The sequence below is a fragment of the Dysgonomonas sp. PH5-45 genome (assembly GCF_029893235.1).
Classification (GTDB): Bacteria; Bacteroidota; Bacteroidia; order Bacteroidales; family Dysgonomonadaceae; genus UBA1309.
Genome location: NZ_JARXWE010000001.1, coordinates 166,825 through 180,006, shown reverse-complemented (window position 1 = coordinate 180,006; position 13,182 = coordinate 166,825). Strand labels below are relative to the sequence as shown.

The 13,182-nt window shown below is 41.8% G+C and carries 11 protein-coding genes; 6 read left to right on the top strand and 5 right to left on the bottom strand.

Going from position 1 to position 13,182, the window contains the following annotated elements:
- Positions 1–54: 54 nt before the first annotated feature.
- Entirely contained in the window at positions 55–3,795 is a 3,741-nt protein-coding gene (gene dnaE, locus M2132_RS00795) for a DNA polymerase III subunit alpha (RefSeq protein WP_280670310.1), read from the top strand.
- Between the two features lie 95 nt (positions 3,796–3,890).
- The gene (gene trxA, locus M2132_RS00790) at positions 3,891–4,208 is read left to right on the top strand and encodes a thioredoxin (protein ID WP_280670308.1); all 318 of its coding nucleotides are present in this window, start codon (positions 3,891–3,893) and stop codon (positions 4,206–4,208) included.
- Positions 4,209–4,295: 87 nt separating this feature from the next.
- Here trxA and M2132_RS00785 read toward each other — a convergent pair whose 3' ends face one another.
- Complete coding sequence (locus tag M2132_RS00785; protein WP_280670306.1) at positions 4,296–5,120, bottom strand: DNA-formamidopyrimidine glycosylase family protein; 825 nt, start codon at positions 5,118–5,120, stop codon at positions 4,296–4,298.
- Positions 5,121–5,260: 140 nt separating this feature from the next.
- Between M2132_RS00785 and M2132_RS00780 the strand changes: the two genes are divergently transcribed.
- A complete protein-coding gene (locus M2132_RS00780) occupies positions 5,261–5,923 on the top strand; it encodes a HutD family protein (protein ID WP_280698173.1) in 663 nt (220 codons plus the stop codon).
- A 59-nt stretch (positions 5,924–5,982) separates the two neighbouring features.
- On the opposite strand, the gene M2132_RS00775 is transcribed toward M2132_RS00780, so the two are convergent.
- Complete coding sequence (locus M2132_RS00775; protein ID WP_280670302.1) at positions 5,983–6,333, bottom strand: hypothetical protein; 351 nt, start codon at positions 6,331–6,333, stop codon at positions 5,983–5,985.
- The gene (locus tag M2132_RS00770; RefSeq protein WP_280670300.1) at positions 6,326–6,637 is read right to left on the bottom strand and encodes a septum formation initiator family protein; all 312 of its coding nucleotides are present in this window, start codon (positions 6,635–6,637) and stop codon (positions 6,326–6,328) included. The genes M2132_RS00775 and M2132_RS00770 overlap by 8 nt, the downstream gene beginning before the upstream one ends.
- 88 nt (positions 6,638–6,725) lie before the next feature.
- On the opposite strand from M2132_RS00770, the gene xerD reads away from it, so the two are divergent.
- Genes xerD through rlmD form a run of 3 tightly spaced genes read left to right on the top strand, consistent with a single transcriptional unit; the run spans position 6,726 to position 9,941 of the window.
- Complete coding sequence (gene xerD, locus M2132_RS00765; protein WP_280670299.1) at positions 6,726–7,625, top strand: site-specific tyrosine recombinase XerD; 900 nt, start codon at positions 6,726–6,728, stop codon at positions 7,623–7,625.
- On the top strand, positions 7,622–8,476 hold the full coding sequence (locus M2132_RS00760) for a patatin family protein (protein ID WP_280670298.1): 855 nt from the start codon (positions 7,622–7,624) through the stop codon (positions 8,474–8,476). The genes xerD and M2132_RS00760 overlap by 4 nt, the downstream gene beginning before the upstream one ends.
- Before the next feature lie 55 nt (positions 8,477–8,531).
- Positions 8,532–9,941 carry a 23S rRNA (uracil(1939)-C(5))-methyltransferase RlmD gene (rlmD, locus tag M2132_RS00755; RefSeq protein ID WP_280670297.1) on the top strand — a complete coding sequence of 470 codons (1,410 nt, stop codon included), beginning with the start codon at positions 8,532–8,534 and terminating at the stop codon, positions 9,939–9,941.
- A 77-nt stretch (positions 9,942–10,018) separates the two neighbouring features.
- On the opposite strand, the gene M2132_RS00750 is transcribed toward rlmD, so the two are convergent.
- The gene (locus tag M2132_RS00750; protein WP_280670296.1) at positions 10,019–12,406 is read right to left on the bottom strand and encodes an exopolysaccharide transport family protein; all 2,388 of its coding nucleotides are present in this window, start codon (positions 12,404–12,406) and stop codon (positions 10,019–10,021) included.
- 12 nt (positions 12,407–12,418) lie between these two features.
- Positions 12,419–13,174, bottom strand: a complete 756-nt coding sequence (locus tag M2132_RS00745) for a polysaccharide biosynthesis/export family protein (RefSeq protein ID WP_280670295.1) — start codon at positions 13,172–13,174, stop codon at positions 12,419–12,421.
- Positions 13,175–13,182 lie beyond the last annotated feature (8 nt).

Sequence of the window (13,182 nt, the reverse complement as noted above, 5' to 3'; positions counted from 1 at the left end):
TAAACAACATATCTATTTTGTACCTTTATACATCCAAAATATAGGACAGAATTTATGCATCCATTCGTACATTTACACGTTCACTCTCAATATTCGTTGCTCGATGGGCAAGCCAGCGTTCAGCGGCTTGTAGACAAAGCCTCGGCCGACGGAATGAAGGCTATCGCCTTGACCGATCATGGTTCGATGTTCGGGATAAAGGAGTTTTACAATTATGTAAATAAAAAAAACGCTCCCCTACATAACAATATCAAGCAACTGGTGCGGGAAATCAACGAAGCCGAACAGGCAGGCAACAATGCCTTGGTAGACGAACTGCAAGCAAAACTGGTGGACGAAAAATCACATCTGTTCAAGCCTATTCTGGGCTGTGAGTGTTATGTGGCTCGCCGTGGGCGGCATCTGAAAGAAGGCAAACCCGATATGAGCGGTTGGCACTTGCTTATTCTGGCAAAGAACCTGACGGGATACAAAAATCTGATAAAGATGGTATCAAAAAGTTGGACGGAAGGTTTTTATATGCGTCCCCGTATCGACAAGGAATTGCTCGAAAAACATCACGAAGGCTTGATTATCTGCTCGGCCTGTTTGGGGGGAGAAATCCCTAAAAAGATAGCGAACGGTAGCGAGCAAGAAGTAGACGAGGCTATTGAATGGTTTAAAGGAATTTGGGGCAGCGATTATTATCTGGAACTCCAACGCCACAAAACAAACCGAGCGGATGCCAATTCCGAGGTTTATCCTTTGCAGGAAAAGGTAAACACCGCACTTATCCGCTTTGCGCAAAAACATGGGGTAAAACTGATTGCAACAAACGACGTCCATTTTGTGAACGAAGAAGATGCCGATGCGCACGACCGTTTGATTTGCCTAAGCACGGGGCGCGACCTCGACGACCCCAACCGCATGCGCTATACCAAACAGGAGTGGATGAAAACCACTGCCGAAATGAACACCCTTTTCGCAGATATACCCGAAGCTTTATCCAATACACTCGAAATAGCCGATAAGGTTGAGACTTACTCTATCGACTCGGATGCACTTATGCCCTACTTCGATATCGACCCCTCTTTCGGTACAGAAGAAGGATACAAAGAAAAGCATACGCCCGAAAGCCTTATTGCCGAATTTGGCGATTCGGCCTATCAACGTTTAGGCGGATACGATAAGGTGATTCGTGTAAAGCTCGAAGCCGATTACCTGGCGCACCTCACACGGATAGGAGCCCAGAAGCGTTACCCCGACATGACCGACGAAATAAAGGAGCGTATCGACTTCGAATTGGAAACCATGAAAACGATGGGCTATCCCGGATACTTCCTTATTGTGCAAGACTTTATTACCGCCGCCCGTACAATGGGCGTGGCCGTGGGGCCGGGCCGTGGATCGGCTGCGGGATCGGCTGTTGCATATTGTTTGGGAATAACCGATATAGACCCCATAAAATATGACTTGCTGTTTGAGCGTTTTCTTAATCCCGACCGTATATCGATGCCCGATATTGATATCGACTTCGACGACGACGGACGGGGCGAAGTACTACGCTGGGTAACCGACAAATACGGTTACGACCGTGTTGCGCACATCATTACGTACGGAACGATGGCTACAAAATCGGCCATTAAAGATGTGGCACGCGTGCAAAAACTACCGCTTGCCGAATCGAACCGCTTGGCAAAGCTCGTTCCCGATAAAATTCCCGATAAGAAAAAAGTAACTCTCAAGGATGCTATCGACTATGTTCCCGAACTGAAAACAGCGGCAACAGGACACGATCCCATTGCCCGCGATACGTTGAAATACGCTCAAATGCTCGAAGGTAATGTCCGTAACACAGGTGTACATGCCTGTGGAATTATCATCGGGCGGCAAGATATATCGGATATTGTACCCGTAAGTACGGCCGAAGACAAAGAAACCGGCGAATCAATATTGGTGACACAATACGAGGGCTCTGTTATTGAAGAAACAGGACTCATAAAAATGGACTTCTTGGGCTTGAAAACCCTTTCCATTATAAAAGAAGCCATCGAAAACATAAAGCATACAACGGGCAAGGATATAGATATCAACGAAATTTCGCTCGAAGACGAAAAAACCTACGAGCTATATAGCACAGGGAAGACAACAGGCACATTCCAGTTCGAGTCGGCAGGTATGCAAAAATATCTGAAGGAATTGCAGCCCACCAAGTTCGAAGACCTTATCGCCATGAATGCCCTTTATCGCCCGGGGCCTATGGATTACATCCCTTCCTTTATTGCCCGTAAGCACGGACGTGAGGAAATCAAGTACGATATCCCCATCATGGAACGATACCTGAACGATACGTATGGGATTACGGTCTATCAAGAACAGGTCATGCTCCTTTCGCGCCTCTTGGCCGACTTCACCCGGGGACAATCGGACGAATTGCGAAAAGCGATGGGCAAGAAGCTCATAGATAAGATGAATGCCCTGAAAGAAAAATTCCTTACAGGAGGAAAGAATAACGGGCATGACGAAAAAACGCTGAATAAAATATGGGCCGATTGGGAAAAATTTGCCTCCTACGCATTCAATAAATCGCATGCGACTTGCTATTCGTGGGTGGCTTATCAAACGGCATGGCTGAAAGCCAATTATCCGTCCGAATATATGGCAGCCGTACTTTCACGAAACTTGTCTAATATTACGGAAATCACCAAATTTATGGACGAGTGCAAGGCCATGGGCATGAATGTGCTTGGGCCTGATGTGAATGAATCGTTCCTGAAATTCTCGGTCAACTCGAAAGGCGATATCCGTTTCGGAATGGCAGCCGTGAAAGGCGTGGGCGAAGGTGCGGTTAATAATATTATTGAAGAACGTGCCAAGAATGGCCGTTTCGGCGATATATTCGATTTTGTGGAACGTGTAAACCTCAGTTCGTGCAACAAGAAGAATATAGAATCGCTGGCATTGGCAGGAGCCTTTGATGAATTTCAAGAAATAAAACGTGAACAGTTTTTTGCAACCAACACCAAGGGCGAAACTTTCATAGACCAGCTTATCCGTTACGGCAACCGTTATCAGAACGATAAGTCGCTGGCCGTCAATTCTCTGTTTGGCGATGATGTTTCTTTCGAGATTGCCCGCCCGGAAATACCTAAGGCCGAGGCATGGTCCGATCTGGAACGTCTCAACAAGGAACGCGAACTGATAGGTATCTATCTGTCGGCTCACCCTTTGGACGAATATGCCATCGCACTAAAATATGCCTGCAATGTAACTATGCCGGAGCTGGAAGACAAAGATGCCCTGAAAAACAGGGAGGTGACTTTTGGCGGACTTGTTACAGACATGCGCGAGGGCTTTACGAAAAACGGTAAGCCGTATATGATAATAAAAGTGGAAGATTTTTCCGGAAGTGGCGAAATAGCTCTGTTTGGTGATGATTATATAAACTTTGGCAAATATGGCCGTCCCGGGTTGTATGTGTTTGTAAAAGGGCGCATACAGAGCCGTAGATTCGATGCCAACCAGTATGAGTTGAAAATCAATTCCATACAGCTTTTGCCAGATGTTAAAGACCATCTCATTGAGAAGATTGTAATAACCCTGCCTCTGCACGAGCTTAACAATCAGATGATTGAAGAACTTGCTATCCTCACCAAAAACAATTTGGGGAATACGTTGTTATATTTTGAGGTTGTTGATGGTGAACGCAATATGAAAATTGAACTCTTCGCGCGGAACTTTAAGATTAATGTAAAGAAAGAACTAATAGATTTTCTGGAAGAAAACGAAAGTATTGTTTTTAAAGTAAACCCATAATTTTATACTATCGCTTTCTTTTATTATTTTTGAACCTCTTACAGAAATTAGAAACTAAAAATATATTTTAAACACATTTATAAAGATAAAACGTTATGGCATTAGAAATTACAGATGCAACATTCGAAGAACTAATAGCATCAGGCAAACCGGTAGTTATTGACTTTTGGGCAGAATGGTGCGGCCCTTGCCGCCTGATTGGTCCAATCATCGACGAATTGGCTACCGAATATGACGGGAAAGTGATAATTGGTAAAGTAGATGTTGATAATAATGACGAGATCACCTCAAAATACGGTATCCGCAACATTCCTACGGTACTATTCTTCAAGAACGGAGAACTTGCCGACAAACAAGTAGGAGCAGCACAAAAAGCCGACTTTGTGAAAAAAATAGAAGGGCTTTTGGCTTAACAGTACAATTCAGCTTATAAACTAAATAAAAGGATGCGTCAGAAATTTATTGGCGCATCCTTTTGTTTTTTTACGTTCGCCTTACCTTTACAACTTTTGGCAACTGGCACAATAATAAACCGTGCCGCCCAGATAAGCCTCTTTAACAATCGCGTCTCCACAATTAGGGCATGGATTCTTGTATGTGTTTTTAGACAGCAAGCATTTGTATCCGCCCTTGTTTCCATAAAAATCTTTTTCGGTATCGCGTCCGCCTTTGTTTGTCATGCTTTGCAGGGTAAACTTCAGACAATGAAACAGGTCGCTTCGTTGTAGTTCGGTGATAGTCGATATTTTCCGTCTAGGGTTTAACCCCGCCTTGAACAGAATATCTTGCAAAACGCCGTTGCCAAGCCCCGGAATGCGTTGTTCGGTTGCAAGCAATGCTTTTATTGATATATCCTTGTTTACACTCCGGAAAAGTTCATTGAACGCCTGTTCGTCAAAATCATCTTCGAGGGGTGATAGTTTTTCTAAGCTTCCTTTATAATATGGATTATCGAATTTGCCCCGAAAAGCATAAATACTTCCATACATCGAAACCGTAAAAGCAAGAAAACTTCCATCAGTAAATTCTATCAATAACTGATGTTTCTGAGGATGTGCCTCAAAAGCAGGGTAGTACTTCATATTCACTCCATCGCTGATGGATAGCCGGATATCATCGTTACAATACAGGGTTACGAACGCACCATGTCCACGAACCGATTCTATGCGCCGCCCCACAAGCATTCCGGTATATTCTTTAGGATCGCCGTTATACCATGTGAAACGGTGTGGGCTTGTGGCTTCAATAACCTTCGATATGGTTTTGCCCGTCAGCATACTTTCAGCTTGATGGGCTATTGTTCTGGTTTCGGGTATTTCGAGCATCGGATAAGTTTTTTTGTTCGTTAAACAATAAGCGGTTGTTTAAATTTTAAAGGAAAGAATTTGAGGAGTGAAAAACAATAGTTTGGCTGTCAAAATTTAAAACAAGTTCTAAATTTGTGCTTAAATAACTACTTTTGCCAATGGATATTTCCTATTACAATTTACCTATGAGAACATTCGAATATAAAATAATCAGGAGAGAAGAACTGACAACATCCGTTTGGAGCGGAGGTACAACAACACAGCTTGCCATATACCCACCCGATGCGGTTTACGGCGAAAGGAACTTTGTGTGGAGAGTTAGTTCGGCAAAGGTAGCGATTGAGGAATCTACATTTACGCCTCTGCCGGGCATCGCTCGTATAATTATGCCAATAGAGGGCGAGATGGACTTGATTCACGAAGGACATCACCGGGCATCGTTAAAACCATTTGAACAGGATTCGTTTATGGGCGATTGGCAAACACGGTGTTATGGAAAAGTTACAGATTTCAATCTGATGACAACGCAAGGCCGTGCCACACTCAATGCCATGGAATTACATCCTTTTTCAGAAAAAGAGATACCCGTTTTTTCGATAGGAAACAATGAGGGAATAGACGGAGAATGTTTTTCGGAAGTCTTTTACTTTTTATCACCAACTAAAGTAAAATTACCCAATGTAAATGAAGAGTTTAGCGTAGAAAGAGGCGATGTATTGCTTCTGCAAAGCGAGTATTCCGAAGGGCAAAGCATAAAGGTTTTAAATCCGCTCAACACAGACACTCACGTTATACAGGCATCTGTGAGGCATAAGAAATAAAGATGTTTCGCTCTTGTAGTCAATACGGCAAGAAAAAATATGTGTATTACAGTTCCTTATTACTTCCCCTCTTCTTCCTTTCGTAATATTCGGGGCAGGAGGAAAGAACTGTACAGAATAAGGATAGCTGCAACGAGCAGGGCATAGAGCCATTCGCCCATTTGTTTGAACATGAGAAATGTAGCTACTACCATCAGTATAACGGCAAAAATCTGCATATTGTACAGCCGTTTGCCCCGGATAGATTTTCCCGGATAGGGGGTAGTGAAAGTGATTGCTCCGAATGCAGCTACACCCGCCAGCATCGAAAATTTTGCAATATCCTGATAATGGGGATATATAACGGCAGAAGCCAGAATAATGATAGCCGCTATTTGATAGATTATATTTTTTGTTTTTTGTTTATTCATCCTTTGGGGTGTCTTCTATAACAAAAATGTCTTCGTTAGGTTTTTTCATCAGATAATTCTCACGGGCAAATTTTTCGACATTGTCTTTGTTCGATTTCAATTCGTTGAGTTTACGCGAATCGTCATCCTTTTTCCCCCGATAGTATTCTATTTGTTTATTCAAATCCCTTATTTCGGAGTCGTACTGTAAACGTGAGATAATATTACTGTCGCCAATGAAAAAAGCAAAAATAATTAAGGCTACAACAAAGGCTATTTGTACCTTTGAGAATCGCTTGGTTATATAATTGATTATTTTTTTCATCGCGGGCAACTGTTTTAATGATACAAATATAAGGATAAATGTGTTGATTATAGCTATAAAGAAAATGTTAAACTGAAAACTAAAGTAAATGGTTGATATAACAGCCAAATATAAAACATACCTTTTACTCGAAAAAGGATTATCGCCCAATTCGATAGAAGCTTATACCGACGATTTGAACAAACTGCTCGTGTTTATGAAGTCGGAGGGAATCTCCTTCGAATCGGTCACTCTCAACTATTTGCAGCAGTTTTTGGCTCAGCTCTACGATGTGGGTATAAGCCCTCGCACGGTGGCGCGTATTATATCGGGGGTAAAATCGTTTTTCGGTTTCCTTTTACTCGAAGACTTTATTCAGACCGACCCTACCGAACTCTTGGAATCGCCCAAAATAGGGACGAAACTACCTACCGTGCTGACCGTAGAAGAGATTGACCGTCTGCTTTCGGTGATAGACGTTTCTACCCGCGAAGGGCAGCGTAACCGAGCCATCATAGAAACCCTTTATAGTTGTGGATTGCGCATATCGGAACTGATAGGGTTGAAGTTTCAGGATATGTTTCTTGACGAGGGTTTTCTGAAAGTTGAGGGAAAGGGAAGTAAACAACGCCTCGTACCGATATCGCCTAAGGCTATTAAGGAGATTAATTTCTATTTACAAGACCGTGCGTCTTATCCTATAAAAAAGGGGGCTGAAGATGTTCTGTTCCTGAGCAAGCGAGGCACGCCCATATCGCGTATCATGGTTTTCCATTTCATAAAAGAGTACGCCCAACTGGCAGGTATTGGTAAAACCATCAGCCCGCATACATTCAGACATTCGTTTGCCACTCACCTGTTGGAGGGTGGAGCCAATATCCGAGCCATTCAGCAAATGTTGGGACACGAAAAAATCACGACTACCGAAATTTATACACACATGGACAGGGAATTTCTGCGTCAGGAAATTATAGAACACCATCCACGTAACCACAGAACAGATATATGATTGCACAAAAAGAAAATATAAAAGATTATGGCTTAGTGCTCGAAGGTGGAGCCATGCGCGGTGTTTTCACTTGCGGGGTGTTAGACTGGATGATGGACAACGGCTTGCACTTCCCCTATGTGGTGGGCGTTTCGGCAGGAGCATGCAACGGGGCATCTTACATATCGGGGCAACGGGGCAGGGCAAAATACAGCAATATAGATTTGTTCGAAAAATATCGTTACGTAGGGCTTAAATATTATGTCCGTAGCCGGAATATACTTGATTTTGATTTGCTCTTTGACGATTTCCCCAATAAAATTATCCCTTTCGATTTTGAGGCATATCGCCACTCGGGCAAACGTTTCGAGTCGGTTGTAAGCAATTGCCTTACAGGCAGGGCCGAATATATGGAAGAATATGGCAATGATAAGCGTTTGCTGGATATACTAAAAGCATCGAGCAGCATGCCTGTATTTTCGCCTATCGCCTATGTCGATAACACACCCATGCTCGACGGCGGTGTTTGCGACTCCATCCCTCTTGAAAGGGCGATAGCGCAAGGGTATGGAAAGAATGTGGTTGTACTGACCCGGAATAAGAGTTACCGCAAAAAGAAAACCGTGCTGAAAATGCCATCCTTCCTTTATAAGGATTATCCGCTGATGCGCGAAGCCGTGAATAACCGCAACGAGATTTATAATGCGCAACTCGATTTGATTGACCGTCTTGAAGAAGAAGGTCAGATAACGGTGGTGCGCCCCATTGCCCCGATGACGATAGACCGCCTCGAAAAAGACGTGAATAAGCTCACCTATTTTTACGATCATGGCTATGAGTGTGCCGAACAAATGCTGAAAGGGCTATTTTAACTGCAACGGGTTCTGTTTTTTGTATTACTTTTGCAGCAAGAATTTTAAGATAGAAATGAGTAGAAAAAAGAAAGAATTGCCTCTGTATCCTTCGGTAGAGGTGGTTGATGTAGCCGCCGAAGGAAAAGCCATAGCAAAGGTGAACGACCTTGTTGTTTTTGTTCCTTATGTTGTTCCCGGCGATGTTATTGACTTGCAGCTTACCCGCAAAAAGAATAGTTATGCCGAAGGTAAAGCGGTGCGTTTCGAAAAATATTCAGACAAACGCAGCGAGGCCTTTTGCGAACACTTTGGCGTTTGTGGTGGTTGCAAATGGCAAATTCTTCCTTACGAGGAACAGCTCAGATATAAGCAGAAACAGGTCACCGATAGCCTTACCCGCATCGGGAAGATTGATTTACCTGCCATAGACCCAATTTTGGGTTCGGCCGAAACACAGTTTTACCGCAACAAACTGGAGTTTACGTTCTCGAACAAAAAGTGGCTTACTATTGAGCAAATTCAATCGGGTGTTACTTTCAGTAATATGAATGCTCTGGGATTTCATATACCGGGTTGCTTCGATAAGGTACTCGACATAGATAAATGCTGGCTGCAGGACGATATTTCGAACCAGATACGCAACTTTATCCGTGATTATTGCAATGAGAAAGAATACACGTTTTTTGACCTTCGCAATCGCGGTGGGCTGATGCGCAATATGATTGTGCGCACATCCACAACGGGCGAACTGATGTTGATTGTCGTTTTTTATGACGACGACAAACAGCAGCGCGAAGACCTGTTGACAGCCGTTGCCGATAAATTCCCTCAAATAACGGCATTGCTCTATATCGTGAATCAAAAAGCAAACGATACCATTACCGACCAAGATGTTATTACATGGAAGGGTAACGATTTCATCTATGAAGAAATGGAGGGGCTTAAATTTAAAATCGGCCCTAAATCTTTCTATCAAACCAATAGTCGCCAAGCCTATAACCTTTATAAGGTAGCTCGCCATTTTGCAGGGCTGACAGGCAATGAGCTTGTTTATGACCTCTATACCGGTACGGGTACGATAGCCAATTTTGTGGCTGAGGGAGCCAAAAAAGTTGTAGGTATAGAATATGTAGAAGAAGCCATCGAAGACGCAAAAGTGAATTCTGCGAATAACGGCATTGATAATACACTGTTTTATGCGGGCGATATGAAAGATATTCTTACGCAGAACTTTATCAATGAGCATGGACGCCCGGATGTTATCATAACCGACCCTCCCCGTGCCGGAATGCACGACGATGTGATAGATGCTATCCTATTTGCCGAACCCAAGCGGATTGTGTATGTGAGCTGTAACCCTGCTACCCAAGCACGCGATTTGAATCTGCTGGATGCAAAGTACCGGGTAGAAAAAGTTCAGCCTGTGGATATGTTCCCCCATACACATCATGTAGAAAATGTAGTGTTGCTAATCAAAAAATAATTTATATCACGTATTGTATATATGCAAAAATAGCCCGGGATTTTCGGGCTATTTTTTGTTGTTATATTCTGAGTGTTTTATTTTTCAAAATAATCGTCGTGATAATATGAGTTCTTTTTCAGATAATATGTCTTATCTCCATAATAACGGGATGTTCCATAGTACCCTTCACGACCTTTCACGTCATTAAATACCAACCCAATATTGGTCAAACCATCATTCTTAATCTGGGCTATAACGCTCCGGAAGAATGCCTTATTGGTTTTAGCTCTACGAACCACGAAAAGAGTAGTATCAACCAAACGGGATAGAATATAAGCATCCGATACAAGCCCCACCGGACTACAGTCTACAACCACATAATCGTATTTAGCATTCAGGTGTTGAATTAAATCGCTTGTTTTCTTTGTTTTAATCAACTCACTCGGGTTCGGAGGCAGTGTTCCCGCAGGAATAACATCAAATCCGTAATCAGGGTGAGTGATTATAATTTCATCGAGCGACACTTGTCCAATCAGATAATTCGACACACCTTTTTTGTTTGCGATATCCAGTTGCCCGGCAACAGCAGGACGGCGAAGGTCAAAGTCGACCAAAACTACGCGTTTCCCTGTCAGTTGATAAATAGAAGCTACGTTTATAGCAACAAATGTTTTTCCGTCTCCCGGTTCGGCCGATGTTAGCAATAATTTTATTCCCGATTCTTTTTGAGCCATATATTCAATACGAACACGCATATTACGGAACGACTCGGCAAAGCTCGATTTCGGATAATTTTTGACAATAGCCAAGCCTTTGTTTACTTTCTTTGACACGTTTTCGATAGCACCTATTACCGGAAGGTTGGCAATACGCTCGCAGTCTTCTTTTGTGGCAATGGTGTAGTTGAAGAATTCTTCTTTACAAACAACAAAAAGTAACGGTATAGCAAATCCTATCAGAAGATAGAATGTATATCTTTGCGAACGTTCGTCCCCATTTATTACACCTGATGCTTGACGGGGTGCTTCCAATATATAGTTATCCGCAATTTGCGATGCTTGTTGGAACTTTGCTTCAATAATTTTTTGTCTTAAATATGTATGATAGTTCTCATTCATATTATACTTATTTTCATATCGTATATACTCCCTTTCTTGTGCCGGAAGTACATCTATTTGCCCTTGCAGGTTATTTGAGGCTTGTTGCAAGCCTTCCGATTCTGACTGTACTTGAGTTTGCAACCTCTGCAGTTCTTTGAGAATATTAATTTTCATATCCCTCAGATTCCTCTTAAATTCCTCGTATCTGGGGTATGAACTTCCTACCTTTTTTATATTGGCTAACAACGCATTATGATCGGCAATTTGCTTGGATAGAGCAGTGTTAGTCAGCCCAAAAGAGCTTGGGTCAGGTAGTTCTATATCCTCTGCTATCGCCTTGTTCATTAGCCCAGTAGCCTCCCTGACTAATAAGTCTTTGTGCTTGACTTCGCTCATATTCTGGCTTATTTGGTTCAGTTCTTTTCTTACATTTGTATTCTGAACTTCATAAATACCAGTTCTTTCTTGAAAATCTTTAAACGCGGATTCCGATACGGATAGTGAGTCTCTAATCAAAATTAATTGTTTTTCCAAAAATTCGATAGCCCTGTCTACTGCCTGATTTTTGAGTGAAAGGTTATATTTTTCGTATTCAACCAATAGCGCCGACAAATAATCTTGGTCTTGCAACTGACAAGCACCAACCAAACCAACAGTCATTGCAGATGAACCTTCACCTTTGCTTCTTGTATATATCTGATCCCGATAGCGGTTTACTAATTCGTCTTTCGATACAAATCGGAAATTAAAAGGTGAAAATTTAGCTGTAAAGCGATCTGTTTTCACCACTTTTATATAAAAACGTGTATCCTGTACAAATTGTCCATAAGGAACATCCATAGAGAAAGCGGGCTTTGTTTCCGTGGCATCATAATATATCCGGCAATGCTTATCATCTATAGGAGCAAGAGTGAAAGACTCGGAGTAGGCCGATGGCGATATATATTGACATTCGATAGTAACAGGCGTTCTTTTATACAAATTTTCGGGTGTAAACTTTCCGGGACGGAAATAAGCGACCTGCATTTGAGGCAAACTTTCTACTGTACGCACAGTCAAGTCGTACGATTGCAGTATTATATTCTGGTTTACAGAACTTTTTACCATATTACCTAAAGGAACAGCATTGTTTCCTACTCCTATATTCCCTCTGGGTTCCATCATTAAAACAGCCTCCGTCTGAAAATAGGGAACCCACGATTGATTCAATACATATGCATACCCTATGCACAATGCCAAAGAAATTACAAACAGATACCAATATTTGAGTAAACGATAAAACCATAGCACGAAGTCGAAAGAAAACTTCGATCTGCTCTGCATTTCATCGAAAAACGGATCTGCCCCTGCGGGATTATTTGTGTTATTTATATTTTGCTCCATTACGTTTAATCTTTAGAAAGTATTTTTCAAAGCAAAGAAGAATAATGCCGGTGTTGTTATAATTCCGAGAACAGAAAATATTGTACTTCCTTTTCCAAAAAATGATCTGGCAGTACTCGCCTTATAGTAAATAACATCGTTTGGTTTTATATAATAAAATTCGGAATCAATAATTGATTCGGCACGTAAGTCGAATGTTTTTTCAACAGTTCGCCCATCGGGTTCTACACGTACAATCCTTACTTTGCTATAATCAATAATTTCATCCGGTGCGCCAGTTGCAGCTAAAGCTTGAAAAATTGTCATATTTTCTTTATCCATGTAATACTTACCTGCTTTTGTTGAAGAATAAATAAAAAACGAATTATTCGATAACCGGACAATAACTTCTGCATCTGGGAATGATTTTTGCATTTTTTCTCTAATCCGAATTTCTGCTTCATTGATAGTACAGCCTTCTATTTTCACTTCCCCGAAAAAGGGCACCAATATACATCCATTCTCTAGTATACGATAAGAAGGGCCTCCCGACTCTCCTGTTGCAGTAGTCGATACCACCCCATTAAATTCGTTTGCGAGTTCTGTTTCACTGGTAAGAATGTTACAAAATACAATATCATTCATTTGCAAGCGATAGTCTTCGTATGCAAATTTTGTGTAATGTGTTCCTTCTTTTTGTAATAAATTTGTTTTCCCGGCTGTCATACACGAAAACAAAAGAATCCCGAAAAAAATTACCGTTATAATTTGGAAATATTTATATTTCATTTTATGAT

Coding starts and splice junctions, on each gene's coding strand:
- dnaE (WP_280670310.1), top strand. CDS start 55: ATGCATCCATTCGTACATTTACACGTTCACTCTCAATATTCGTTGCTC.
- trxA (WP_280670308.1), top strand. CDS start 3,891: ATGGCATTAGAAATTACAGATGCAACATTCGAAGAACTAATAGCATCA.
- M2132_RS00785 (WP_280670306.1), bottom strand. CDS start 5,120: ATGCTCGAAATACCCGAAACCAGAACAATAGCCCATCAAGCTGAAAGT.
- M2132_RS00780 (WP_280698173.1), top strand. CDS start 5,261: ATGGATATTTCCTATTACAATTTACCTATGAGAACATTCGAATATAAA.
- M2132_RS00775 (WP_280670302.1), bottom strand. CDS start 6,333: ATGAATAAACAAAAAACAAAAAATATAATCTATCAAATAGCGGCTATC.
- M2132_RS00770 (WP_280670300.1), bottom strand. CDS start 6,637: ATGAAAAAAATAATCAATTATATAACCAAGCGATTCTCAAAGGTACAA.
- xerD (WP_280670299.1), top strand. CDS start 6,726: ATGGTTGATATAACAGCCAAATATAAAACATACCTTTTACTCGAAAAA.
- M2132_RS00760 (WP_280670298.1), top strand. CDS start 7,622: ATGATTGCACAAAAAGAAAATATAAAAGATTATGGCTTAGTGCTCGAA.
- rlmD (WP_280670297.1), top strand. CDS start 8,532: ATGAGTAGAAAAAAGAAAGAATTGCCTCTGTATCCTTCGGTAGAGGTG.
- M2132_RS00750 (WP_280670296.1), bottom strand. CDS start 12,406: ATGGAGCAAAATATAAATAACACAAATAATCCCGCAGGGGCAGATCCG.
- M2132_RS00745 (WP_280670295.1), bottom strand. CDS start 13,174: ATGAAATATAAATATTTCCAAATTATAACGGTAATTTTTTTCGGGATT.